This window comes from Micromonospora matsumotoense (assembly GCF_900091525.1).
Lineage (GTDB): Bacteria > Actinomycetota > Actinomycetes > Mycobacteriales > Micromonosporaceae > Micromonospora > Micromonospora matsumotoensis.
On record NZ_FMCU01000003.1, the window covers coordinates 530983 to 555515 of the forward strand.

Below are 24533 nucleotides of genomic sequence, written 5' to 3' on the forward strand. Positions count from 1 at the left end.
ACTGTCGCGAATTCACCACATCGCCGCCGCAGGGATGGACGGCGGACAGCGGCGCACCTTAACGTGCGTTGGTTCCCGTCCACCCATCGTGGAGGCCCCATGCGCCTGCGCCGCAGATTCGCCGCGCTCGCCACCGTCGCCGTCGTCGCCGTACCGGTGCTCGGCGTCGCTCCCACCGCGGCCACCGCCGCGCCCACCGACCTGTTCATCTCCGAGTACGTCGAAGGATCGTCGAACAACAAGGCGATCGAGCTGTACAACGGGACCGGCGCACCGGTCGACCTGACCGCCGGCGGCTACCAGCTCCAGCTCTATTTCAACGGGGCCACCACGGCCACCACCATCGCCCTCACGGGCACCGTCGCCGCCGGGGACGTCTTCGTCTTCGCCGCCGCCTCGGCCGGCCCGGCGATCCTCGCCCAGGCCGACCAGACCACCGGCGCGAGCCTGTTCAACGGCGACGACGCGATCGTGCTGCGCCGGGGTGGGACCGTGCTCGACGCGATCGGGCAGGTGGGCGTCGACCCGGGAACCGAGTGGGGCAGCGGGCTGACCAGCACCGCCGACAACACGCTGCGCCGGCTGCCGTCGATCTCCGCCGGGGACACCGACCCGTCGGACGCGTTCGACCCGGCCGCCCAGTGGGCCGGGTTCGCCACCGACACCTTCGACGGGCTGGGCGCGCACACGCGCGACGGCGGCGGCCCGGTGGATCAGCCGGCCGTGCTGACCTGCGGCGGCGCGTTGACCATCGAGGCCGGCGCGACCGGCAGCCGGGAGGTGACCGGCACCGACCCGGACGACACGATCGTCGACCTGGCGGTCACCTCGGTCAGCCCGGCCCCGGCGAGCGGCTCGATCAGCCGTACCGCGTTCACCCCGGCGACCGCGACGGGTGGCACGGCGACCGCGACGGTGACCGCCACCGGCCTGCCCGGCGGCACGTACGCGGTCACCGTGACCGCGACGGACGCCGACGGCGGCACCGCCACCTGCCTGCTCACCGTGCAGGCCAACGGGGTGCTGTCGGTGGGCCAGGTGCAGGGCCCGACCGGCGACGACGAGAACCCGCGCACCGACCGGTCGCCGCTCGCCCCGCCCACCGGCACCGGCACCAGCCCGCTGCTGTACGACGTGCGCGGCGTGATCACCCAGAAGTCGCTGACCCGCACCTCGGCCGGCGCCGACCAGTACGGCTTCTACCTGCAGAGCCGTACCGGCACCGAGGACGGGGACCCGCTCAGCTCGGACGGCGTCTTCGTCTTCATGGGCGCGTTCACCACGCTGATCGGCGGCTACGCGCCGACCGTCGGCGACGAGGTGCTGCTGCGCGGCCGGGTGTCGGAGTACTTCGACCAGACCCAGCTCTCCGGCGCCTCGCTGGTCCGCCGGCTCGACACCGGGCTGGACGTGAACACCGCCGTGACGGTGGACGACGCGGTCCCGCCGGCCGACGCTGCGGCGGCGGACCGGTTCTGGGAGCGGCACGAGGGGGCCCGCCTGCGGGTCCGCAGCGGCTCCGGCGTCACCGGTCCCCGGGACGTGTTCGGCTCCACCGCCGACTCCGAGGTGTGGGTGGTGGACCGCGCGGATCCGCTGTTGAAGCGGGCCGACCCGTACGCCCGCCGGGTGTTCCGGGACACCCACCCGCTGGACGACGTGCCGGGGCAACTCTTCGACAACGGCAACGGGCAGCGCATCCTGCTCGGCGGCGGCGGCGTGAAGGCCACCGCCGGTGACTCGACGGCGCTCCTCCCGCCGGCCCGCACCTTCGACACCCTGACCGCCGACGCGTTCGGCGCGGTGTCGTACGGCTTCAGCAAGTTCAGCGTGCAGCCGGAGTCGCTCGCCCTGACCGCCGGGGTCGACCCGGCGAAGAACAACCCGCCCCGCCCCGCGGACCGCTCCCGGGAGGTCGCGGTGGCGACCTACAACGTGGAGAACCTGTACGACTTCCGCGACGACCCGTTCGACGGTTGCGACTTCACCGGCAACCCGGGCTGCCCGGGGGTGTCCCCGCCGTTCGACTACGTGCCGGCGGGCGAGGCCGACTACCGGGAGCACCTGACCGAGTTGGCCGCCCAGATCCGCACCGACCTGCACGCCCCGGATCTGATCCTGGTGCAGGAGGCCGAGGACCAGGACATCTGCGCGGTCTCCGGGGGCAGCCTGGTCTGCGGCACCACCGACAACGCCGATGGTGCCCCGGACACCCTCCAGGATCTGGCGCTGGCGATCCGGGCCGCCGGTGGTCCCGCCTACCTGGCGGCGTACGACCGCACCGGCGCGGACGCCCGGGGCATCACCTCGGCGTTCCTCTACCGCACGGACCGGTTGTCGCTGGCCGGGGCGACCGCCACCGACCCGCTGCTGGGTTCCGCTCCCACCGTGCAGTACCGGTCGGCGGGGCTGGCGTCCAACGCGGACGTGCAGAACCCGAAGGCGCTCAACGCGGTGCTGCCGGCCGACACCGACACCTCGACCGGCAAGGACGGCAACAACGTCTTCACCCGGGCCCCGCAGCTGGGCAAGTTCGTGGTGCGGGCGACCCCCGGCGGGTCGGAGTCCTCCCTGCTGTACGCGCTGAGCAACCACTACTCGTCGGGGCCGGACACCCGGGTCGGGCAGCGCACCGAGCAGGCCGGGTACGGAGCCGCGATCGTCACCGCGATCGAGGCGGCCGACCCGAACGCCCGGGTGGTGTACGGCGGGGACCTGAACGTCTTCCCCCGCCCGGACGACCCGATCGCGACCGGCGCCAACCCGACCCCGTCGGACCAGCTCGGGCCGCTCTACCGGGCCGGCCTGCACAACCTCTGGGACGACCTGGTGGCCGACGTGCCGTCGGCGGCGTACTCGTACAGCTTCCAGGGGTCGGCGCAGACGCTGGACAACCTGTTCGTCAACGACGCGCTGCACGACGACCTGGTGCAGATCCGGGCGGCGCACGTCAACGCGGACTGGCCGGCCGAGTTCACCGGGGACGGCACCCGTGGGGCCAGTGACCACGACCCGCAGGTGGCCCGGTTCCGCAGCCAGCCGTCGCTGCGGGTTGCCGACACGTCCGTGGTGGAGGGCGACCGGGGCACCAGCACGATGATGTTCCAGGTCACCGTGTCCCGCCCGCTGTCCCAGCCGACGACGCTCTGCGCCGCCACGGTGGGACTGACCGCGACCGTCGTGTTGGACTTCGACCCGTACGTCGGCTGCCGGACCCTGCCCGCCGGGCAGACCTCCCTGGCGTTCCCGGTGACCGTGCGCGGTGACCGGAAGCGGGAGGCGGACGAGAAGATCGCGTTCGCTGTCGCCGGTCCGTTGCAGCTGCGGTTCGCCGACCTGCTGGCGACCGGCACCATCACCGACGACGACTGACGATCCCGTACCTCCGACGGCCCGTCGGTCCGGCTTCCCGCCGGGCCGGCGGGCCGTCACCATTGCGGGCCCACCACCCGGGGCGGTGGTGGCACGTTGCGGTACTTCGCCACCCGCACCTCCCACTGGCTCCGGCGGCGCATCGCGTCCCGGACGGCCCGGTTGCGGTAGAACGTCTCCGGCGGCCGGGCCAGCCCGTAGACGTCCGCCCACCACTCACCGGGTTCCGGGTCGAGAATCGTGTCCAGGTGCGAGGGGTAGCGGCGCTCCGCACCGTCGCGTGCGTCGTCGCGGTCCCGCATCGGGGTGAGCACCCGGCCGAACTCGTCGACCACGGCCAGCCGGAAACCGGCCGCCGCGATGATCCGGCGCAGCAGGGCGATGCTCGGCGTGAGCGCACCCGCCTCGATCCGGCCCACCGTGCCGTGGTGCACCCCCGCCCAACGGGCCAGTTCCCGTTGACTGGCGTCCGCGCGACGACGGACCGCCCGCACGATGCCGGCCGCCGGCCAGGGCAGGTCGTACGGCTTGCTGAGGAAGGTGGGCGGCTCGTCCTCCCATCGCCTCTCTTCCCTCGCACGACCCGGCGCGTCCCCGGACGCCGCACGCACAGAGGCCGGGCCGCAGGCAGCCGCCGGAATGGCCCCGGAAGCCGGAACAGAACCGACGTCCGGGGCGGCATCAGCGGCCGGGGTGGCATAGGCGGCCGGGGTCGCATGAGCAGCCGGGGTGGGGTGGGCGGCGGGTCCGTGCGGCGGGACGGAGTCGGTCATGTCGCCACCGTCGCGCTCGGCCGGGCACCGCGGCAACCCCGCCCTCGTCACCTGTGGACAACGCCGCCCCCTGTGGAAAACCCTCCCCCACGACCAGCCACCTCGACTACAACGAGTGACTGTTCCGCTCAGATCACCTCGGTTACTGGGCGTAATCGGGAATTCAGCCTCGCCGACACCATCAAGATCCGCAATATCCGCCTCACCTGTGAAAACAAGACTCCATCGTCGGCCCGGCCCCACCCCAATGCCGGCGCTTTGCTCTGCTGCCCCATCAGCGACGGACACCCAGAGCAAGCGTCGCGCGGAGGGCAGCAGAGCAAAGCGTGCGAGAGAGGGTAGGGATGGTCGGGCAATAAAGTGCGGAGAGTGACCGAAGCCGTGTCGAAACCGGACGGGCGACGCCGACGAGGGCCAGCCACCCCTGCCGGAACGGGGCAGGCAGACGAGGCGGTGGAGGCAACCATCCCGTGCCGGAACCGGCAGGCGGGCGAGGCGGTAAGGGGGCAGCCGCCCCGTGCCGGAACCGGGCAGGCGGTCAAGGGCCAGCCCACCCTGTGCCGGAACCGGACGGCGGACGACACGGTCGAGGGTCAGCCCGACCGGTGGCAGCCCGACCGGTGGCAGCCGGCCGTCAGCGGCGGCGGACGATGGTGACGGATGACGGTGGCGACCCGGGCGGGTGGCGCGAACGAGGGCCGGTGACAGCGCTCAGGACGGGCTGCGGGCCCAAGGTCGGGCAGCGCGCGTCCGGGTCAGTAGCGCTGGCGCAGCAGAGCAGCAGCCTCGACCGCCCAGTAGGTGAGGATGACCTGCGCACCGGCCCGCCGGATCGAGGTGAGCGTCTCCAGCATCACCCGCTCGCGGTCGATCCAGCCGTTCGCGGCAGCCGCCTCGACCATCGCGTACTCGCCGGAGACCTGGTAGGCGGCGACCGGGACGTCCACGGCGGCCCGGACCGCGGCCACCACGTCGAGGTAGGGCAGGGCCGGCTTCACCATCACCAGGTCGGCGCCCTCGGCCACGTCCAGCGCGACCTCGCGCAGCGACTCCCGCAGGTTCGCCGGGTCCTGCTGGTAGGTGCGCCGGTCGCCGTCGAGCGCCGACTCGACCGCGTCGCGGAACGGGCCGTAGAAGGCGGAGGCGTACTTCGCCGCGTACGCCAGCACCGCCACGTCGGCGTGACCGGCGGCGTCGAGGGCCCGGCGGACCACGCCCACCTGGCCGTCCATCATCCCGGACGGGCCGACCACGCCGACCCCGGCGTCCGCCTGGGTCACCGCCATCTCGGCGTACGCGGTCAGGGTCGCGTCGTTGTCCACCCCGCCGTCGGGGGTGAGCAGCCCGCAGTGCCCGTGCGAGGTGAACTCGTCCAGACACAGGTCACTCATCACCACGGTGGCGTCGCCGACCTCGGCCACCACGTCACGGATCGCGACGTTCAGGATGCCGTTCGGGTCGATGCCGCCGGAACCGGTCGGGTCCCGTCGCTCGGGCACCCCGAACAGCATGATCCCGCCGACCCCGGCCTGGACCGCCTCCACGGCCGCCTTGCGCAGCGAGTCCCGGGAGTGCTGGAGCACCCCCGGGAGCGACGCGATGGCCCGTGGCCCGGTCAGCCCCTCCTTGACGAACATCGGCACGACCAGCTCGGCCGGGTCGACGCGGGTCTCGGAGACCAGCCGCCGCACGGCCGCGTTACGGCGCAGCCGGCGGGGCCGGATCTCGGGGTACGGCATGAGGGGCCTCCCAGTACGACTAGCGGAACCTGAGCGCGGTCGGCCCCTGCACCTTCGAACCCCGACGCTGCTTCGCCGGCATGGCGGCGAGCTTCTCGCGCAGTTCGACGGCGTAGGCGGCGAGCGCCTCGACCAGGTCGGGCACCGAGGCGTGCGGCGGCTGCACGTCGACCCGCAGGCCGAACTCCGTCGCGGTCTCCGCCGTCTTGGGCCCGATGACGGCAACAACGGTACGCGCGTGCGGCTTCCCGGCGATACCGACGAGGTTGCGCACCGTGGAGGAGGACGTGAAGAGCACCGCGTCGAACCCGCCCGACTTGATCGCGTCCCGGATCTCGGCGGGCGGCGGAGCGGCCCGGACCGTGCGGTACGCGGTCACGTCGTCGACCTCCCAGCCGCGCTCGGTGAGCCCGGCGGCGAGCGTCTCGGTGGCGATGTCGGCGCGCGGCAGCAGCACCCGGCCGACCGGGTCGAGGATCTCGTCGTGCGGGGAGAACTCGGCCAGCAGCCCTTCGGAGGACTGTTCCCCGGCGGGCACCAGCTCCGGCTGGATGCCGAAGGCGCGCACCGCGTCGGCGGTGGCCTCACCGATACAGGCGATCTTGACGCCGCCGAAGTGCCGGGCGTCCAGTCCGTGCTCGGCGAACTTCTCCCAGACGGCCCGGACCGCGTTCACCGAGGTGAAGATCACCCAGGCGTACCGGCCGTCGACCAGCCCCTTGACCGCCCGCTCCATCTGGGCCGGGGTACGCGGCGGCTCGACCGCGATCGTCGGCACCTCGCACGGGATCGCTCCGTACGCGCGCAGCCGGGCGCTCATCGCCCCGGCCTGCTCCTTGGTCCGGGGGACCAGCACCTTCCAGCCGTACAGCGGGCGGTTCTCCCACCAGCTCAGCCGGTCCCGCTGGCCGACGCCCTCGCCGACGGTGAGCACCACCCGGCCGGTGAATCCGAGCGCCGCCGCGACGAACGAGTCCACGCTCGACGTGGTGGTGTACTGCGTCTCGCCGGTGCCGTCACCGGTCACCCCGACCCCGGTGGTGCCGTCCACCCCGGCGGCCAGCAGGCCGTCCCGCACGGCGGCCAGGTCACCGGCGTCGACTGCCAGGGCCAGCGACCCCCGGCCGACGGCGGCGGCGAGCGCGTCGAAGTCCAGCGTGCCGACGTCCTCGACGTCGGCGGCGGTGCGTACCCCGGGCAGTGGCACCCCGGCGTAGGTGGCGACGCCCTCGGCCTGGCCGACGCCCGGCACCACCTCGAAGTGCGCGGCGGTACGCGCGACCGCCTGCACCTCCTTGACCACCGAATCGTGGCCGAACGGGTCCCCGGCGACCAGGTGCACCGCGTTGAGCCCGGAGCGGGCCGCGCTGATGAGCATCTTCGCCACGTCGCCCGGCACGCCTTCGGCGGGGCTGAACTGGGCGTCTGACCGGGCCTGGGCGCGTACGACGTCGAGCAACGAGTCGGGGACTCCCCGGTCGTACACCACCTGGTCGGCGTCGATCAGGGCGTCGTGGGCCCGGCGGGTCAGCAGGCCCGGGTCACCGGGACCGGCGCCGACGAACGCGATGCGGCCGACGGGCTTACGGGTGCGGGTCATTCTGTGCTCCCAAATTGCTGGGTCCCCGGGCCGGTGCTTCCTTCGTGGCCGAGGATCGAGTCGGCGCCGAGTTCGAGGAGTTCGGCGGCGAGTGCCTTGCCGATCTCCGCCGCGTCGGCGGGCGTTCCGGTGCGGGACAGCCGGATGTCTCGGGAACCGTCCGGGCTGATCACCGCCCCGCGCAGGTAAATCTCGTCACCGGCGTCGCCTTCGGCGAGTTCGGCGTAGGCGGCGACCGGGGCGGAGCACCCGGCCTCCAGGGTGGCCAGCAGCGCCCGTTCCGCGATGACCGCGGCCCGGGACGGCGCGTGGTCGAGCACGGCGAGCAGCTCGACCAGGTCGGAGTCGTCGGCCCGGCACTCCACGGCCAGCGCGCCCTGGGCGGGCGCGGGCAGCATCAGCATCGGGTCGAGCGTTTCGGTGATCACGTCGGTCCGGCCCAGCCGGGCCAGCCCGGCCCGGGCCAGGACGACCGCGTCGAGGTCGGCGTCCGGGCCGAGTACCCGGCCGAGCCGGGTGTCGACGTTGCCCCGGATCGGGGCGACCTCCAATTGCAGGCCGAGGGCGTGCAACTGGGCGATGCGGCGCAGCGCGCCGGTGCCGACCACGGCCCCGGGCGGCAACTCCGCGAGGGTACGGCCGCCGGTGGCGACCAGCGCGTCACGCGGGTCCTGCCGGGGCGGCACCGCCGCGATGTGCAGCCCGCTCGCCCCGGCGGTGGGCAGATCCTTGTAGGAGTGCACGGCGAGGTCGATGGTGCGGGCGGTCAACGCGTCGCGCAGCGCCGAGACGAAGACGCCGACGCCGAGCCGCTGCACCGGCGCGGACGAACGGTCACCGACGGTGACCACCTCGACCAGCTCGACGGCGCGGCCGGTCGCCGCGGTGATCGCCTCGGCGACGTGGCCGGACTGGGCCATCGCCAGGGCGCTGCCCCGGGTGCCGAGGCGCAGGGGGGTACTCATCGCTCACCTCCGGTGGGCGGCTGGTCGGTATCGGTCGGCGGCACGTCGGCGACCTCGAACGAACCACGGCCGTCGACGGTCTCGACCACGTCGGGCACCGAGTCGACCGGCGAGGTCTGCGGCACCTGCAGGTCGAACAGTTCACGCAGCAGCGCGGCGTACTGGTCGCCGCCCGGCTCGGCGGCGAGCTGGCGGACCTTGACGGTGGGCTGGTGCAGCAGCCGCTGCACCACCCGGTGCACGGTCCGGGCGACCTCGGCGCGCTGCTCGTCGCTGAAGTCCGGGCGACGCTGGGTGAGTCGACGCAGCTCGGCGGTGACCACGTCGTCGGCGCGTCCGCGCAGGGCGGCGACGGTGGGCGCCACGTCGGCCCCGCGCAGCCAGCTCAGGAACGCCTCGACCTCGGCGGCCACGATCCGGCCGACCTCGGCGGCGTCGGCGGCGGCCGGGCCGTCGGCGAGCAGTGCGGCCATCCGGTCGATGTCGATCACCTCGACGCCGGGCAGCCCGGCCACCTCGGGTGCCACATCACGGGGTACGGCGAGGTCGAGCAGGACCAGTGGCCCCCGGTCGGGGTCCCGGCGGGCGAGCGCACCGGTCACCACGTCGACGGTGAGGACCGGTTCGGTGGCCGCGGTGGCGGCCACTACGATGTCCACTGTGGAGAGCGCGGGGACGAGTCCGGCGATCGGAACGGCGTTCGCGCCGTACGACTCGGCCAGCCGGACGGCCCGGTCGATGCCCCGGTTGGTCACGGTGAGCGGGCCGGCGTCCCGGCGGGACAGCGTCGCCACGCTCAGCGCGCCCATCGCGCCCGCGCCGACCACCAGGGCCGGCCGGCCGGCGAGGTCGCCGTCGAGAAGTTCGGCGGTGAGGTCCAGGGCGGCGGTGACGACACTCTGCCCGGCCCGGTCGATGTTGGTCTCGGCGTGGGCCCGCTTGCCGACCCGCAGCGCCTGCTGCATCAGCTCGTGCAGCAGCCGCCCGGCGGTGTCCGCGCCGGAGGCCCAGTGGTAGGCGTCCCGGAGCTGGCCGAGGATCTGCGCCTCGCCGACCACCATGGAGTCCAGCCCGGCGGCGACCCGGAAGACGTGGTCGACGGCGGCCGAGTCGTAGTGCACGTAGAGGTGGTTGGCGAACACGGCGGGCGGGGCGCCGGCCTGCTCGGCGAGGACGGCGCAGATGTCGCCGAGGCCGCCGTGGAAACCGGACACGGCGGCGTACACCTCCACCCGGTTGCAGGTGGAGACGAGCACGGCCTCGGCGACGTACGGCTGGGCGACCAGGCGGTCCAGGGTTCGGGTGAGGTCGGCGGGGGCTACCGCCAACTGCTCCAGGGTGGCCACGGGAGCGGTGCGGTAGGACGCGCCGACGACGAGCAGCTTCACGTGCCGATCGCCTCCTGGGTGTCGGGGGTCGCGAGCCCGCCGGGCAGGGCGGTGAGGGCGGAGCCGCCGGCGGCGGGCAGCGCGGTCAGCGACGCCTTGCGGTGCTCGTGGAAGGACAGGATCTGAAGCTCGATGGCGAGGTCGACCTTGCGCACGTCGACCCCGTCCGGCACCGAGAGTACGCACGGCGCGAAGTTGAGGATGCTCGTGACGCCGACGGCGACCAGTTGCTCGGCCACCGCCTGGGCGGCCGGGGCGGGAGTGGCGATCACGCCGATCGAGATGGCCTCCTCGGCGGCGACCCGGGGCAGCTCGTCGACGTGCCGGACGACCAATCCGTTGATCATCTCGCCGACCCGGGACGCGTCGGCGTCGAACAGGGCCGCGATCCGGAAACCCCGGCCGGCGAAGCCGTCGTAGCCGGCCAGGGCGTGACCGAGATTACCCACCCCGACCAGGGCGACGGCCCGTCGCTGGGTGAGCCCGAGCACGAACTCGATCTGGTCGATCAGCAGGGCGAGGTCGTAGCCGACCCCCCGGGTGCCGTACGAGCCGAGGTGGGAGAGATCCTTGCGGAGCTTGGCCGAGTTGACCCCGGCCGCCCCGGCCAGGCCCTCGCTGGAGACCGTCTCGTGCCCGGCGTCGGCGAGGTTGTGCAGGGCGCGGAGATACTCGGGGAGCCGCGCGACGGTCGCCTCCGGGAGGTCCGGGAGCGCCGGTACGGCACCGGCGCGGTCGGGCGCGCCAGGGTGACGGTGCTGACTCATGAGACTCCGTGCGGTGCGATCCTCGGCCGGCTCCGGTGCCCGCCCGTTGGGGGACCCCCGCCGGTGGCCGGGTGAGCCGGCCGTGCTAGCAGGGCGCGTCGAAACTACAGAGTAGGCGCTTGTGAAGACGTGCACAAATCGCGATCTTGCTGAATCGCGGCGCCCCTCCACCAGCTCCCCCCATCCCGCAAGATCGATCCGGCAGGTCAGTGCTGCCGCCGCGCGATTATGACGCAATCGCGACTTCCCTCACCAATCGCGCGCGGTTGCTGACCCACCGTGATCCTCGCCACCCTAGAGCTGGGGAGTGGTCAGGTCGCGCAGCAACCGCTCCTCCTCCACCCGCCAGTAGCCGTGCTCCTTGCCGTCGAGCAGCACCACCGGCAGCCGGTCGCCGTACTCGCGCTCCAACTCGACGTCGCCGGTGACGTCCTTCTCCACCCAGCTGTCGCCGGTGACCGCCACCACCCGCTCCAGCGCGGCCTTGGCGTCCTCGCACAGGTGACAACCGGGCCGGGTGATCAGAGCGAGCCGGGCGGCAGTGGACATCGGGACCTCCGGGTACGGGCGGCCGGGCTCGGCCGCGACTGGGATGCGCGCGGTGGACAGACCACGGCGCACCGGGTGCCGGACGCCCGACGACACGCGCCGGGCAGGCCCGCCCAGTCTCACCCGCCCCCGGGGGCGGCACACCCTGGACGGCGGAGCCGGTCGTCCGCCCGTCGCCGCGCGGTGGCTGAGTCTGACACGCCGTCGGCCGCCCGGCCAGGCGCACACACCGTACGGTCACGCAGCGTCAACCGGACCGCTCGACCAGGGCGGTCGGTCCGCGTCCAGACCGCCGCCGGACGGGCCGGGTGACGCTGGCCGCCGGAGATCTGGGCCACTCCGCCACCGACCGGCCACCCCCGCGCTGACCTGGAATTTCCATCCCGAAACAAGTCGTGACGTGAAAGTCAACCGACCACGACGGACAACCGGTCCGCCACCGGTCTGCGGGCCGGGCAAATACTTTGGCCCTGTGTAACGGACTTGGCACACGCGGGTGACGTTGGCCCTATCATCACTCGGGTCGGCTCACCCCATTTGCCGTGAGTCGACACCCCTCAGCCCGAGGAGGCCCCCGTGCCTGTGCGCGCATTGGACCAGCACCTCAAGGGGATCTGCCGCGCGTCGGCACCCCACCACACGGCCCTGTCCGGCAGGGACAGACCCGGCGCGGCGGCTGCTCGCCGCCGCCCGAGCCCGGCCGTGTCGCGCCCCCGGGAGGCCCGATGACCGCCTTCGGCTACCAGGATCGTCCCACCGGACTGACCGGGCCGGTGCCCCGGGCCTCGGTCAACGAACGGTTGGACCCGGCCCGCCCCGAGGCGGCGTCCCGCCGGGTACACCAGCGTCCGCACCACAACGAGGCCGCGCCCCGGCCCGCCGCACCCGGCGGCAACGCCACCCCGGCCGGCCGGGTGACCTCACCCGCCCGGCCACCCACCATGCCGACGCAGAGCCGACGGGTCGGCGACCCCCCCGCCGTCGCCGATCCGGCCGCCGGGGAGACCGCCGTGATCCCGGTGGTCCCGGCCGACGACACCGCCGTCATCCCGGCGGTCCCGGCCGACGACACCGCCCTGATCCCGGCCGTCACGACCGACCCCACCGTGCTGCCGACGGCCCCGGCCGCCGCCCCGCCCGGCACCGCGGCGACGCCCGCCGGCAGCCCGCCGACCGGCTTTCCGAGCCGGCCCGACCCGTCCGACCCGGCCACCGAGGTCTGGACGCTGGTCGAGCGGGCGCAGGCCGGCGAGTCCGAGGCGTTCGGGCTGATCTACGACCGGTACCTGGACACGGTCTTCCGGTTCGTCTACTTCCGGGTCGGTAACCGCCAACTGGCGGAGGACCTCACCTCGGACACCTTCCTGCGCGCCCTCAAGCGGATCGGCAGCTTCACCTGGCAGGGCCGTGACCTGGGCGCCTGGCTGGTCACCATCGCCCGCAACCTGGTCGCCGACCACTTCAAGTCCGGCCGCTACCGGCTGGAGGTGACCACCGGCGACGTGCTCGACGCGGACCGGGAGGACCGCGGGCCGGAGGGCAGCCCCGAGGCGGCGGTGGTCGAACACATCACCAACGTCGCCCTGCTCACCGCCGTCACCCGGCTCAACCCGGAACAGCAGGAGTGCATCGTGCTCCGCTTCCTCCAGGGCCTCTCGGTGGCGGAGACGGCCCGGGCGATGGGCAAGAACGAGGGAGCGATCAAGGCGTTGCAGTACCGCGCGGTCCGCGCGTTGGCCCGTCTGCTACCGGACGGTTTCCAGCCCTGACCTGCGGTAACGATCACTCTTCGTGATTTCGCTACCGGCCGCCCCGTAACCGGTGCCCGGCACGGAGCGTTTCTCCGGGTGCGGCCGGTGGTTGTCCCGGCGCCCCCGGATCCGTCCCGATCCGGAGCAGCGCCGCCGACCATGACCCTGGTACGACGGTGCACGCCGCCGCCGGTCGCTGGGAACCACCGCGGCCGACCGGCCGTGACCAGCGATAGGGGGTGCCTGCGGTGGACAGCGACCTTTTCTCCCGTCGTCGGGCCGTACGCTTCGCCCAGCTTCTCGACGAGGCCAACGGCGGTCGACGCCATCACGTCAGGTCCCGCGCCGACGACCAGCTCACCAGGCTCGTGGCGGTCGGGCAGCGACTCGTCGCCGAACGACCCGACGTCCAGGTGGACGTCGAGTTCCGCGCCGGCCTGCGGGCCATGCTGGTGGCCGCCGCCGAACGGGAGCACGCCGCCGACCCGGTTGTCGACTCCGCGCCGCAGGCCACCGGCCGGAGTTCGCTGCTGGGTGGGGCGACCGCCCGCCGGGCCCGGGCCCGGGGCGCCATCCTGGTCGGCATCGCGGCCGGGGCGGTCGCCGTCTCCGGCATCTCCGCCGCCAGCGAGAACGCGGTACCGGGCGACGCCCTCTACGGCATGAAGCGCTCCACCGAACGGGCCCAGCTCGCCCTGGCCGACTCGGACCTCGGCCGGGGGCAACTCTTCCTCGACTTCGCCCGGACCCGGCTCGACGAGGCAGCCACGCTCCGCGACGACGCGACCGGATTCAGCGCGGTGCTCGACGACATGGACGCCGACACCCGGCAGGGCGTACGGCTGCTCACCACCGGGGCCGCGCAGCACACCGATCCGGCGGCGCTGGACGCGGTGAACACCTTCGTCAGCGGGCAGCGCCGGGCGGTAGCTGGCCTGCTCGACGGGGCCGGCTCCGCCGAGCGGGAACGCACCCGGCAGTCCCTCGCCCTGCTTGACGCGATCCGCAAGCGCTCCGACGCGCTGCGCGCCGCGATCGCCTGCACGCTGCCCACCCCGGTCGGCAGCGACGCCCTCGGCCCCATCCCGGCCGGCTGCCCGATCGGCCGCTGAGCGGCGGCGGAGCCGCACGCCACAGTTCCTGCGTGGACCGGCCGGCCGGTGCCCGGGCCCGACTAGGCTCGTCGACGGAGGCCGACTCGTCGGCGCGGGAGGAGGTGCGATGGCCAGCACCCGAAAGGTCACTGTCAGCACCGACGTCCACGGGCACACCGCCGGCTGGGCGGACGCGACGCCGGCGCCCGGGCCCGCACCGGCGGACTCCCGCGCCGCCGCGTTCTTCGACATCGACAACACCATGATGCAGGGCGCATCGATCTACTGGTTCGCCCGTGGGCTCGCCGCCCGCCGCCACTTCACCACCGGTGACCTGGCCCGGTTCGCCTGGCAGCAGGCCCGGTTCCGGTTGCTGGCCACCGAGCACGCCGGCGACATGTCGCAGGCCAGACAGGCCGCCCTCGCGTTCGTCCAGGGCTGGCGGGTCGGTGACGTCGAACGGCTGGCCGAGGAGATCTTCGACGAGTTGATGGCACCGAGGATCTGGGCCGGCACCCGTCGGCTCGCCCAGCACCACCTCGACGCCGGCCAGCGGGTCTGGTTGGTCAGCGCCGCGCCGGTGGAGATCGGCCGGGTGATCGCCGCCCGGCTCGGTCTGACCGGCGCGATCGGCACGGTCGCCGAGGTGGTCGACGGCGCCTACACCGGTCGGCTGGTGGGTGAGCTGATGCACGGGCCGGCCAAGGCCGACGCGGTCACCCAGCTCGCCACGGTCGAAGGACTGGACCTGGCCCGCTGCGCCGCCTACAGCGACTCCCGCAACGACCTGCCGATGCTCGACGCGGTGGGCCGGGCCGTGGCGGTCAACCCGGACGGCGCATTGCTGCGGACCGCCCGGGAACGGGGCTGGGAGGTTCGTGACTTCCGCACCGGCCGCCGGGCCGCCCGGATCGCCGTACCGTCGACGGCTGCGCTCGGGCTGTTGGCCGGCGCGGTCTCCGCCGGCCGGGTGCTGCACCGACGCCGACGCCCGGCCTGACCCGGGCCGCCTCGGGCCGCAGCCCGGCCCGGATCGCCACACCGCCGGCGTCACCGCAGGGTCGGCGCAGGGTCACCTCAGGGTCGGCACCTGCCCGGGCAGGTGCCGACCGGGGGCGGTCAGGGGCCGAACGGGTCGGGGCGGCGTTCCAGCAGCTGGTGCAGGGTCTGCTGGATGGTCTCGCGGACCTGGTCGGCGAGGTTGAACACGACCAGCGGGTCGTCCGCCGAGTCGGTCAGGTGGGCGGTCGGGATCGGCGGGCAGAACTCGATCAGCCACTTGCTCGGCAACGGCACCATGCCCAGCGGCCCCAGCAGGGGGAACGTCGGCGTGACCGGGAAGTAGGGCAGCTTGAGCAGCCGGGCCAGCGGCTTGATGTCGGCCAGCATCGGATAGATCTCCTCGCCGCCGACGATGGCGACCGGAACGATCGGGGTGCCGGTGCGCAGCGCCGCCGAGACGAAGCCGCCCCGGCCGAAGCGTTGCAGCTTGTAGCGGTCGGAGTAGAGCTTGCCGATGCCCTTGAAACCCTCCGGGAAGACCCCCACCAGCTCGCCGTTGCCGAGCAGTCGCTCGGCGTCCAGGTTGCAGGCCACCGTGCCGCCGGTCTTGCGGGCCAACTCGGAGACCACCGGCATCCGGAAGACCAGGTCCGCGCCGAGCAACCGCAGGTAGCGGCGGGCGGGATGCTGGTCGTGCAGGGCGGCGGAGAGGATCAGCGCGTCCAGGGCCACCGTGCCGGAGTGGTTGCCGACCACCAGGCCGGCCCCGTCGGTGGGCACGTGCTCCAGGCCGGTCACCTCGGTGCGGAACCAGTCGCGGTAGAGCAGCCGCAGCAGCGGGTGGAAGATCGCCCCGGTCAGCTCCGGGTCGAACCCGAACTCGTCCACCTCGTACTGGCCGGAGAGGCGGCGGCGCAGGAACGCCAGACCGGAGGCGACCCGACGGTCCCACTGGTCACCGGACCGGTCCGCCACCGAGGGGCCAGCGACGGCCGGAGCGGGCCGCACCCGGTCAGCGACAGCCAGATCGGGGACAGCCGGATCGGGTCGCGCCCCGTTCCGGGACGACGGGGCGGGTACGGGTGCCGTGGTGAGCCGACGGTGGCCGTTCTGCTCGGTCACGTACGTTCCCGGACGGCGGCACGGACCTGACGGATGCTCTCCAGCACCAACTGCTCGGCCGCGGCGAGCTGGTCCCGGCTGACCACGACACCACCGTGGTGGGCGCGGATGAAGTCGTCGAACGCGACGGCGGTGGAGCGCGGGGTGAAGCCGTACTCCCGGGTCAGTCGGCTGGTGTCGACCACCCGGCCGTGCACGATCAGGTCGACCTGGTCGAGGCCGTAGCGGCCGAAGCCGAGGTTACGGGCGAGCGCGGCGGCCCCGGACAGCCCCGGCTCCCACACCGGCACGGCTACCCGGCCGGCCCGGCGGATCGCCTGGGACAGCGAGAGCACCCCCGGCCCGGCGACGTTGTACGTGCCCGGATGGTCCTCGGCGATGGACCGGTGCAGCACTTCGAGGGCGTCGTCGAAGTGCACGAACTGGAGCCGCGGATCGCGGCCGAAGACGGTGGGCACCACCGGCTGGGAGAGGTAGCGGGTGAGCGTGGTGTCGGCGGTCGAGCCGATGAACGGGGCGAAGCGCAGCACCGTCGCGGTCACGTCGGGCCGACGGCGGCGGAAGCCCCGCACATACCCCTCGATGTCGAGGATGTCGCGGCCGAAACCGCCGCGCGGCACCTCGCGGGGCTCGGTCTCCTCGGTGAAGACCGCCGGGTCGCGGAAGGACGCGCCGTAGGCGGCGGTCGACGAGCGGACCACCAGCTTGCGCAGCCGGGGCGCCCGCTGGCAGGCGGCGAGCAGCTGCATGGTGCCGATGACGTTCTGTTCCTTCATCCCCGACCGGCCGCCCTGCTGCGGGTCGGGGGCGGTGGCCAGGGCCAGGTGGACCACGGCGTCGACGTCGAGGTCGGCCAGCAGCCCCCCGAGGGAGTCGAGGTCCAGCCGGATGCGTTCCACCCGGCCGAGCAGGTCGGTGAACTCGGGGCCGGGGGCGGCCGGGTCGACGCCGATCACCCGTTCGATGCGCGGGTCGGCGGCGAGCCGGGCGGCGACGTGCGCCCCCAGGTAGCGACCGACCCCGGTGACGACGACGACCCCCGGAGCACCTGGGGTGCCACCGGGGGTCATCGCGCACGCCCTGACCGGCAGGTGGGATCGAGCCGGGATGTCCGCGGCCTGATCACCTGAGCCTCCGGGGGTCGACAGTTGGCAAGTGGTGCCGGACGCCGGGTGGTGACCCGGCGTCGGTCACTTACCGAGACGGCGACGCTGGACGCGGGTCTTGCGCAGCAGCTTGCGGTGCTTCTTCTTAGCCATGCGCTTGCGGCGCTTCTTGACCACCGAGCCCATACGACAGCCTTTCAATGCAACGTTCGGCGCGGACTCCCGGCGTCGAGATGGTGACGCCGGTGGCCGCTCTGCGGACAACGGACCTGGACCAGTCTGGTGGCGGCGGGGCACACCGGCGCACGGTCAGGATCGGCTCCAGGGTAGCCGGAGAGCGTCAGCAGGACCAACGCGCCCCCGTCGATGCCCGTTACGTCGCGATCGGCGAGGTCAGGCGGTCTCCTGGAACGCCCCGCGCAGATAGTCGTGCACGGCGTGCTCGGGCACCCGGAACGAGCGGCCCACCCGCACGGCGGTGAGTTCACCGCTGTGCACCAGGCGATAGACCGTCATCTTGGACACCCGCATCACTGCGGCGACCTCGGCGACCGTGAGGAACCTGACGTCCGACAGCCGACCGTCGGAGGACTGCGACCCGGCCATGGCTCACCCGACCCATCCCATGCCCGGCGCGCGCCACCCGACGGAGCTCCCGTACGGGCCGGCAACGCGCGTGTTACCAGTACGGTAGCGGGGCGGCTGTGACCTGCGCGATCCCTTCCCACAACTGATAGTGCCCGGAGCCCCGTTCACCCGGTCGTGACCTGGCGTCCTCCCCCCGGACGCCGGTCAGGCCCGGGCCCGGACGTAGGCGACGCACTCGTCGTGCAACGGTTGCCACGGCTCGCCGAAGACCTGCGCGGACGCCTCCTCGACGGCACGGCCCCCGGACAGCGCCGCCCGGAAGAAGTCCCGGACGCGCTGCTCGCCGTACCGGTCGACGAGGTGCCGGACGGCCAGGTAGCCGATGCCGTAGGCGGCACCCGCCCGGTCGGCCGGGGCGTCGTCGGCCGGGGCGAGGGCGGCGAGCCGACCGTCCCAGCCGGCGGCGACGAACCGGTGCACCTGGTCCAGCCCCTCGTAGCGGTCGACCGGGGCGTGGTCGGTGGCGGCGTACTCGGCCAACCCCTCCACCAGCCACCAGGTCGGCCCGCCCCGCCAGCCCGCCGCAGGCAGCGAGGCGGCATGGGCCAGCTCGTGCCGGAGCAGCTCGTCGGGGCCGCTGGCGGTGAGCGCGGCGGCGTTGAGCACCACCTCGTGCCGCCCGTCGCCGACGGTCACCGCGTACCCGGCGGTCCACCGGGGTCGGCCGCCGCCGTACCAGCGACGCCACTCGGCCCGGCCGGCGTAGAAGATCCGGTACCGGTCCGGGGGCGGACCCGCGACCGCGAACCGGTCGGCGACCTGCGCCGCCGCCTCGGCCCCGGCCAGCAGCCCCGGCAGCCGACCCCGGTAGGCCGGGGTGGTGGCCACCACGCTCCGGGGGCCGACGGCGGTGACCAGCTCGCTGACCTCCCAGGGACGCGGTCCGGTCCGCCCCGCCCGGGACTCCTCGACGGCGACCAGGACGGGGGTGTCCCCCGACTCGCGCCACCGGGTCTGGACCCGCACCGGGTCGGGCCGGCAGTCCGGCACGACGAGGCAGTAGCGGAAGGTGACCGGTTGCCGCCACCGGCCGGGCTGCCCGGCGACGGCGGTGGGCGGCCCCTCCGGCTCGGCCCGCCACACCCTCACCCGCAGCGCCCGCAGGGCCGCGTACCGGCGGGCCAGATCGGGGCGGGCGGGCCGGTCGGCGATCGCCAGGAAGCCGGCGCGGTCACCGCGCCGCAGGGCCACGGCCTGCCGGTCGAGCTGGGCCGCGAGGTCCCGGCCGAGGCGGGCCGCCCGGCCGGCCGGGGCAGCCTGGCCAGCCTGGTCGACCGGGTCCGCCGGGTCGGCCCGGCCGGCCGCCGGACGGGCCGCCGCCGGACGGTCGGCACCGCGCTCGGCGGCGTCGGCCAGCAGCACCGCCGGCAGACCGCAGACGAGCAGGGACAGGGCCACCGCGAGCGCCGTCCGCCGCGGCCACCGTGGGCGACGGCGCGGGGCGTCCTCGGTCACCGGCGAAGAGTACGACGAATCGGGGCGATCCCTCCAGAGTCACCCGCGCGGCGACCCGCCCCGGCCCGGCGCGACCGGCACCCGTCGGTTCACTGCGCCGGGGTCGCCCCCGAGCGGCTCACTTCTTGGAGGCCAGGGCCCGGCCGAAGAAGACCAGGTTCGCGGGACGCTCGGCGAGACGGCGCATCAGGTAGCCGTACCAGTCCTCCCCGTACGGCAGGTAGGTGCGCACCGTGTAGCCCTCGCCGGCCAGCCGGGCCTGCTCCTCGGGACGGATGCCGTACAGCATCTGGAACTCGAACTCGTCCGGCCCCCGGTCGAACCAGCGGGCCCGGTCCTCGCCGATGGCGATCAGGCGCGGGTCGTGGGTGGCCAGCATCGGGTAGCCGGCCCCGGACATCAGCACGTTGAGGCAGCGCACGTACGACTTGTCCACCTCGCGGGCCGACTGGTAGGCCACCGACTCCGGCTCGGCGTACGCGCCCTTGCACAGCCGTACCCGGGAGCCGACGCCGGCCAGTTCCCGGCAGTCCGACTCGGTCCGCCGCAGGTAGGCCTGGAGCACCGCCCCGGTCGACGGGTGGTCCTTGCGCAGCTTGAGCAGCGTGTCCAGGGTCGAGTCGGTGGTGGTGTGGTCCTCCATGTCCAGGGTGACCGTGGTGCCCGCCTGGTCGGCCGCCACGCAGATCGCCCGCACGTTGTCGTACGCCAGCTGCGCGTCGAAGCGTTGGCCGAGGGCGGAGAGTTTCACGCTCACCTCGGCGGCCGGGGTGAGCCCGGCGGCGGCGAGCCCCCGCAGCAGGGCGAGGTACTCGTCCCGGGTGGCGGTGGCCTGGTCGGGGGTGACGGTGTCCTCGCCGAGATTGTCGAGGGTGACCGTGAGGCCGTCGGCGACGAGTTCGCGGGTCGCGCGCAACGCGTCGTCGGTGCCGGTGCCGGCGACGAACCGGCGGACGACGTCCCGGGTGAGCGGGGCCGTCGCGACGAGCCGCTCGACCTGGGATGACCGGGAGGCGGCAAGAATGACGGAACGGAGCATGAGCCGAGCGTATCGCCCGGGGGTGTGACCGCGCCCGGCGGCGGCCGGACCGCACCGGGAGGTTCCAACCGCATCACGGGCCCCGGTCCGGGGGCGCGCCGGTGGCGTGGATCAGTTACAACCATGAGCGTGGAACGACACCCCCGCCGCCGGCTGCGGTCGGCCTCCGTGCAGCTCGGCGCGCTCACCGCGCTGGCGCTGGCCCTCTCCGGCTGCAACCTCACCTCCGACGACGACGATGACGACTGCGCCCTCGGGCCGGTCGGCGGCGGGGACACCGTGGCACTCGCCATGCAGGTGCCGACCGTCGGCATCGATCCCCGGGCCGCGGCACCCGACCCGGTGGCCGGCGCGCTGCCGGACCGCGGCGGCTTCGGCACCCATCTCGCCTCCTGCGGCGGCTGACGGTGCGCCGGGAGCGGGTCACCCCCCGCCCGGACTTCGACTCGGTGATCCGCACCCAGGGCCTGGTGTACGTCGACACCGAGCTGCCCGACGGCGAGATCATGTCGTACTGGGACGAGTCCGCCGCGTACGCCTTCGACCTCGACGAGGTGCTGCGGCTGGAGGAGGCGACCGAGGAGCTGCACCGGATGTCGGTGGCCGCCGCCGAACACGTGGTGGCCCGTGGCCGGTACGCCGAGTTCGGCATCCCGGCCTGGGCGGCGCAGGCGGTGGCCCGGTCCCTGCACGAACGCCCACCCACCCTGTACGGCCGGTTCGACCTCGCCTACGACGGCTCGTGGCCGCCGAAACTGCTGGAGTACAACGCCGACACCCCGACCGCCCTGGTCGAGGCGAGCATCGTCCAGTGGTACTGGCTGGAGGAGACCCGCCCCGACGCCGACCAGTGGAACAGCCTGCACGAGCGGCTGGTCGGGGCGTGGGCCAAGATCGGCGCCGGGCTGCACGACCGGCGGGTGCACGTGTGCTGGTCCAACGAGGAGGAGTCCGGCGAGGACCAGATCACCGCCGGCTACCTGGCCGAGACGGCCCGGCAGGCCGGACTGGACGTGACGCTGCTGCCGATCCAGCACGTCGGGTGGGACGGCCGGCGCTTCGTCGACGCCGCCGACCAGCCGGTCACCACCTGCTTCAAGCTCTACCCGTGGGAGTGGATGCTGGCCGAGCCGTACGGCCGGCCGGCGCTCGACCCGGGCACCCCGACCACCTGGATCGAGCCGGCCTGGAAACTGCTGCTGTCGAACAAGGCGCTGCTGGCCGTGCTCTGGGAGCTGTATCCGGGGCACGAGTACCTGCTCCCGGCCTATCTGGACTCGCCGCGCGGGATGGCGGAGTACGTGGCGAAGCCACTGCTCGGCCGGGAGGGCGGCTCGGTACGCATCGTCACCGGCGACACGGAGATCAGCAATCCGGGGATCTATGGCGACGAGGGCTTCTGCTATCAGGAATTCCGGCCGTTGCCGCAGTTCGACGGGGGTCGGATGGTGCTGGGCAGCTGGATCGTCGACGGCGAGTCGGCCGGGGTCGGCATCCGGGAGAGCGAAAGTCTGATCACTGACGGTTACGCGCGCTTCCTGCCGCACTACATCGACGCGCCGCGTGCCCCGTGAGTCGTCTACCGTTGGTCGGGTGAACTTCGACGCGTACGCCAGGACCGGCGTTGACCTCGTCAACGCCCACCTGGACGACCTCGACGACCTGCGGGCCCTCTTTCCGGACGACAACGCGTGGATGCGCGACGAGGTCGCCGATCGGGACCTGGCGATCTTCCGGCGGGCCCAGAAGCGGCTGCGGGACGTCTTCGAGTACGGCACCTCGGGGCGCGACACCCAGGCGGTGGCCGAACTCAACGCCATGCTGGAGGCGTTCCCGGTGCAGCCGCGCATCTCGGGTCACGACTCCAGCGACTGGCACATGCACGTGACCAGCCGGGGTGCCTCGGTCAGCGCGGAATACCTGGCCGGCGCGGCGTGGGGCCTGTCGGTGTGGCTCTGCGAGTACGGCAGCGCCCGGTTCGGGGTCTGCGCCGACGAACGCTGCGGCAACGTCTACCTGGACACCTCGTCCAACTGCTGTCGCCGGTTCTGCTCGGAGCGCTGCGCCACCCGCTCCCACGTCGCCGCCCACCGCGCCCGCAAACGCGCCGCCACCGAATCCCCCACCCTCACCCCAGTCCCCTAACCCCACCCCACCCCCCGCCCCGCCCCGCCCCGCCCCGGACGAGTTGATCAAGAGGTTTACGTCAAATCTGCGCCCGAACATGACGCAAACCTCTTGATCACCGGGGCGAGCGCGGACGGAGCCGGGGCGAGCCGGGGCGAGCACGGACGGAGCCGGGGCGAGCGCGGGCCGGGGGTCAGGCGTTGAGGGGGGTGGGGGCGGTGAGGTGGGCGCGGGCGAAGGCGAGGGACTCGCGCAGGTCGGCCTCGCGGACGGCGCGGCTCTTGGCGCCCCGGGTGGTCACCTCCACCGCCACCGAGCCGGTGAAGCCGCGCCCGGCCAGGGAGCGGAGCAGTGCGGCGCAAGGTTGGGTGCCCCGGCCGGGCACCAGGTGCTCGTCACGCCCCTCGCCGGTGCCGTCACCGAGGTGGACGTGGGCCAGGCCGGCACCCATCCGGTCGGCCATCGCCAGCGGGTCGCTGTGCGACGCGGCACTGTGCGACAGGTCGAGGGTGTAGGCGCGGTAGCCGACCTCCGTCGGGTCCCAGCCGGGCGCATACGGGACGAACTGCCGCCCGGCCATTCGTACCGGGTACATGTTCTCCACCGCGAAATGCACCCCGTCGAACCGGGCGGCGACGGTGTCCAGCCCGTCAGCGAAGGTCCGGGCGTAGTCACGCTGCCAGGTGAACGGCGGGTGCACCACCACCGTCGGCGCCTCCAGCGTGTCGGCCAGCTCGGCGGCCCGGCGCAGCCGCTCCCACGGGTCGGGGCTCCACACCCGCTGGGTGACCAGCAGGCAGGGGGCGTGCACCGACAGCACCGGGACGCCGTAGTGCGCGGCGAGACCGCGCAGCGCGCCCGCGTCCTGGCTGACGGCGTCGGTCCAGACCATCACCTCGACCCCGTCGTAGCCGAGTGCCGCGGCGAGTTGGAACGCCGCCGCGGTCCGTTCAGGAAAGACCGAGGAACTGGACAGAAGCACCGGGACGCGGGAAGTCACATCCCCGAGGGTAGCTTGGCTCGCCACCACAGTTCCGGACGAGCAACCGCAAAAGCCGCGCAACGACCGGCGTACGTCACATCGGTTCCAGCTGATCCAACCGTCTGAGGATGACGCCCTCACGCAGCGCCCACGGGCAGATGTCCACCGCCGGCACGTCGAACCGGCGCAGCACCGCCTCGGCCACCACCGCGCCGGCCAGCAGTTGGTGGGCCCGGCCGGCGCTCACCCCCTCCAGCTCGGAGAGCTTGGCCGGTGGGATGTGCCGGACGAACCCCAGCACCTGCCGCACCCCGGTCCGGGTGAGGCCGCGCCGGGCCCACAGGCCCGCCGAGGAGGGGGCCGCCCCGGCCAGCCGGGCCAGCGTCCGGAACGTCTTGGAGCTGGCCACCGGGCGGTCCCAGCCCACCCCGGACAGCTTCTCCACCACCGGGTCGAGCTGCGCGTCGACGTACTCCCGCAGCTCCTCCACGGCCTCGGCGGTCGGCGGCGTCGACCCCGACGGGTCGACGTGCAGCCGGTCCCGGCTCAACCGGCCGGCCCCCAGCGGCAGCGACACCGCCACCTCCGGGTCCTCGTCGATGCCGGCCGCCAGCTCCAACGACCCGCCGCCGATGTCCATCGCCAGCAGCCGCCCCGCCGACCAGCCGAACCACCGCCGGACCGCGAGGAATGTCGCCCGCGCCTCGTCCGCACCGGAGAGCACCTCCAGCCGTACGCCGGTCTCCTCGCGGACCCGGGTCAGCACCTCGGCGGCGTTGGTGGCGTCGCGCACCGCGCTGGTCGCGAAGGCCAGCAGGTCGTCGGCGGCCAGCGCGGTGGCCGACGCGCGCGCCGCGCCGACCGCCCCGACCAACCCGTCCGCGCCGGCCCGGGTGAGCGCGCCGTCCGGGCCGATCTGCTCGGCCAGCCGCAGCACCACCTTCTCGGAGTGCGCCGCCCACGGGTGCGCGCCGTGGTGGGCGTCGACCACCAGCAGATGAACCGTGTTGGAACCGACGTCGAGCACACCCAGCCGCATGAGAAAGACCCTAGG

The 24533-nt window shown here is 73.7% G+C and carries 22 protein-coding genes; 7 read left to right on the top strand and 15 right to left on the bottom strand.

Features of this window, described 5'->3' with window-relative positions:
• Nucleotides 1-99: 99 nt before the first annotated feature.
• Nucleotides 100-3372, top strand: a complete 3273-nt coding sequence (locus GA0070216_RS09480) for a lamin tail domain-containing protein (protein WP_091242331.1) — start codon at nucleotides 100-102, stop codon at nucleotides 3370-3372.
• 56 nt (nucleotides 3373-3428) lie between these two features.
• Here GA0070216_RS09480 and GA0070216_RS09485 read toward each other — a convergent pair whose 3' ends face one another.
• The 7 genes from GA0070216_RS09485 to GA0070216_RS09515 form a co-directional block, all read right to left on the bottom strand.
• Nucleotides 3429-4145: a helix-turn-helix transcriptional regulator gene (locus GA0070216_RS09485; protein WP_091242724.1), complete on the bottom strand. Its 717-nt coding sequence runs from the start codon at nucleotides 4143-4145 to the stop codon at nucleotides 3429-3431.
• 755 nt (nucleotides 4146-4900) lie between these two features.
• Complete coding sequence (hemB, locus tag GA0070216_RS09490) at nucleotides 4901-5884, bottom strand: porphobilinogen synthase (RefSeq protein ID WP_091242334.1); 984 nt, start codon at nucleotides 5882-5884, stop codon at nucleotides 4901-4903.
• A gap of 19 nt (nucleotides 5885-5903) precedes the next feature.
• The gene (locus tag GA0070216_RS09495) at nucleotides 5904-7484 is read right to left on the bottom strand and encodes a bifunctional uroporphyrinogen-III C-methyltransferase/uroporphyrinogen-III synthase (RefSeq protein ID WP_091242337.1); all 1581 of its coding nucleotides are present in this window, start codon (nucleotides 7482-7484) and stop codon (nucleotides 5904-5906) included.
• Nucleotides 7481-8449, bottom strand: a complete 969-nt coding sequence (gene hemC / locus GA0070216_RS09500) for a hydroxymethylbilane synthase (RefSeq protein WP_091242340.1) — start codon at nucleotides 8447-8449, stop codon at nucleotides 7481-7483. The genes GA0070216_RS09495 and hemC overlap by 4 nt, the downstream gene beginning before the upstream one ends.
• Nucleotides 8446-9837 (bottom strand): glutamyl-tRNA reductase, encoded by a 1392-nt coding sequence (locus GA0070216_RS09505; RefSeq protein WP_091242343.1) that lies wholly within the window; start codon nucleotides 9835-9837, stop codon nucleotides 8446-8448. The genes hemC and GA0070216_RS09505 overlap by 4 nt, the downstream gene beginning before the upstream one ends.
• Nucleotides 9834-10604, bottom strand: coding sequence for a redox-sensing transcriptional repressor Rex (locus GA0070216_RS09510; RefSeq protein WP_091242345.1), 771 nt, complete (start codon nucleotides 10602-10604; stop codon nucleotides 9834-9836). Before GA0070216_RS09510 ends, GA0070216_RS09505 begins: the two co-directional genes overlap by 4 nt.
• 294 nt (nucleotides 10605-10898) lie before the next feature.
• Nucleotides 10899-11153: a glutaredoxin family protein gene (locus GA0070216_RS09515; RefSeq protein WP_091242727.1), complete on the bottom strand. Its 255-nt coding sequence runs from the start codon at nucleotides 11151-11153 to the stop codon at nucleotides 10899-10901.
• Between the two features lie 941 nt (nucleotides 11154-12094).
• Between GA0070216_RS09515 and GA0070216_RS09520 the strand changes: the two genes are divergently transcribed.
• The 3 genes from GA0070216_RS09520 (at nucleotide 12095) to GA0070216_RS09530 (ending at nucleotide 14998) form a co-directional block, all read left to right on the top strand.
• On the top strand, nucleotides 12095-12922 hold the full coding sequence (locus GA0070216_RS09520; RefSeq protein ID WP_425413143.1) for an ECF subfamily RNA polymerase sigma factor, BldN family: 828 nt from the start codon (nucleotides 12095-12097) through the stop codon (nucleotides 12920-12922).
• A gap of 230 nt (nucleotides 12923-13152) precedes the next feature.
• On the top strand, nucleotides 13153-14016 hold the full coding sequence (locus GA0070216_RS09525) for a DUF5667 domain-containing protein (protein WP_091242350.1): 864 nt from the start codon (nucleotides 13153-13155) through the stop codon (nucleotides 14014-14016).
• A 109-nt stretch (nucleotides 14017-14125) separates the two neighbouring features.
• Entirely contained in the window at nucleotides 14126-14998 is an 873-nt protein-coding gene (locus tag GA0070216_RS09530) for an HAD family hydrolase (RefSeq protein ID WP_091242352.1), read from the top strand.
• 119 nt (nucleotides 14999-15117) lie between these two features.
• On the opposite strand, the gene GA0070216_RS09535 is transcribed toward GA0070216_RS09530, so the two are convergent.
• From GA0070216_RS09535 to GA0070216_RS09565, 6 genes are all read right to left on the bottom strand, one after another.
• On the bottom strand, nucleotides 15118-15975 hold the full coding sequence (locus GA0070216_RS09535; RefSeq protein ID WP_425413144.1) for a lysophospholipid acyltransferase family protein: 858 nt from the start codon (nucleotides 15973-15975) through the stop codon (nucleotides 15118-15120).
• A gap of 143 nt (nucleotides 15976-16118) precedes the next feature.
• Nucleotides 16119-17192, bottom strand: a complete 1074-nt coding sequence (locus GA0070216_RS09540) for an NAD-dependent epimerase/dehydratase family protein (RefSeq protein ID WP_091242355.1) — start codon at nucleotides 17190-17192, stop codon at nucleotides 16119-16121.
• Nucleotides 17193-17312: 120 nt separating this feature from the next.
• A complete protein-coding gene (locus GA0070216_RS09545) occupies nucleotides 17313-17414 on the bottom strand; it encodes a 30S ribosomal protein bS22 (RefSeq protein ID WP_007465623.1) in 102 nt (33 codons plus the stop codon).
• Nucleotides 17415-17621: 207 nt separating this feature from the next.
• Nucleotides 17622-17834 (bottom strand): helix-turn-helix domain-containing protein, encoded by a 213-nt coding sequence (locus tag GA0070216_RS09550; RefSeq protein WP_091242358.1) that lies wholly within the window; start codon nucleotides 17832-17834, stop codon nucleotides 17622-17624.
• 186 nt (nucleotides 17835-18020) lie between these two features.
• Nucleotides 18021-19331 (bottom strand): hypothetical protein, encoded by a 1311-nt coding sequence (locus GA0070216_RS09555; RefSeq protein ID WP_141723030.1) that lies wholly within the window; start codon nucleotides 19329-19331, stop codon nucleotides 18021-18023.
• Between the two features lie 118 nt (nucleotides 19332-19449).
• On the bottom strand, nucleotides 19450-20370 hold the full coding sequence (locus tag GA0070216_RS09565) for a proline dehydrogenase family protein (RefSeq protein ID WP_091242366.1): 921 nt from the start codon (nucleotides 20368-20370) through the stop codon (nucleotides 19450-19452).
• A 123-nt stretch (nucleotides 20371-20493) separates the two neighbouring features.
• Here GA0070216_RS09565 and GA0070216_RS09570 point away from each other — a divergent pair, with 123 nt between their 5' ends.
• Genes GA0070216_RS09570 through GA0070216_RS09580 form a run of 3 tightly spaced genes read left to right on the top strand, consistent with a single transcriptional unit; the run spans nucleotide 20494 to nucleotide 22515 of the window.
• Nucleotides 20494-20775, top strand: a complete 282-nt coding sequence (locus GA0070216_RS09570; protein ID WP_245722382.1) for a hypothetical protein — start codon at nucleotides 20494-20496, stop codon at nucleotides 20773-20775.
• A gap of 2 nt (nucleotides 20776-20777) precedes the next feature.
• Nucleotides 20778-21944 (top strand): glutathionylspermidine synthase family protein, encoded by a 1167-nt coding sequence (locus GA0070216_RS09575; protein ID WP_091242369.1) that lies wholly within the window; start codon nucleotides 20778-20780, stop codon nucleotides 21942-21944.
• A gap of 19 nt (nucleotides 21945-21963) precedes the next feature.
• Nucleotides 21964-22515 carry a CGNR zinc finger domain-containing protein gene (locus GA0070216_RS09580; protein WP_091242372.1) on the top strand — a complete coding sequence of 184 codons (552 nt, stop codon included), beginning with the start codon at nucleotides 21964-21966 and terminating at the stop codon, nucleotides 22513-22515.
• A 175-nt stretch (nucleotides 22516-22690) separates the two neighbouring features.
• Here the strand turns inward: GA0070216_RS09580 and GA0070216_RS09585 are convergent, their stop codons facing one another.
• Nucleotides 22691-23497, bottom strand: a complete 807-nt coding sequence (locus GA0070216_RS09585) for a sugar phosphate isomerase/epimerase family protein (protein ID WP_176738889.1) — start codon at nucleotides 23495-23497, stop codon at nucleotides 22691-22693.
• Nucleotides 23498-23573: 76 nt separating this feature from the next.
• On the bottom strand, nucleotides 23574-24518 hold the full coding sequence (locus tag GA0070216_RS09590) for a Ppx/GppA phosphatase family protein (RefSeq protein ID WP_091242379.1): 945 nt from the start codon (nucleotides 24516-24518) through the stop codon (nucleotides 23574-23576).
• Nucleotides 24519-24533 lie beyond the last annotated feature (15 nt).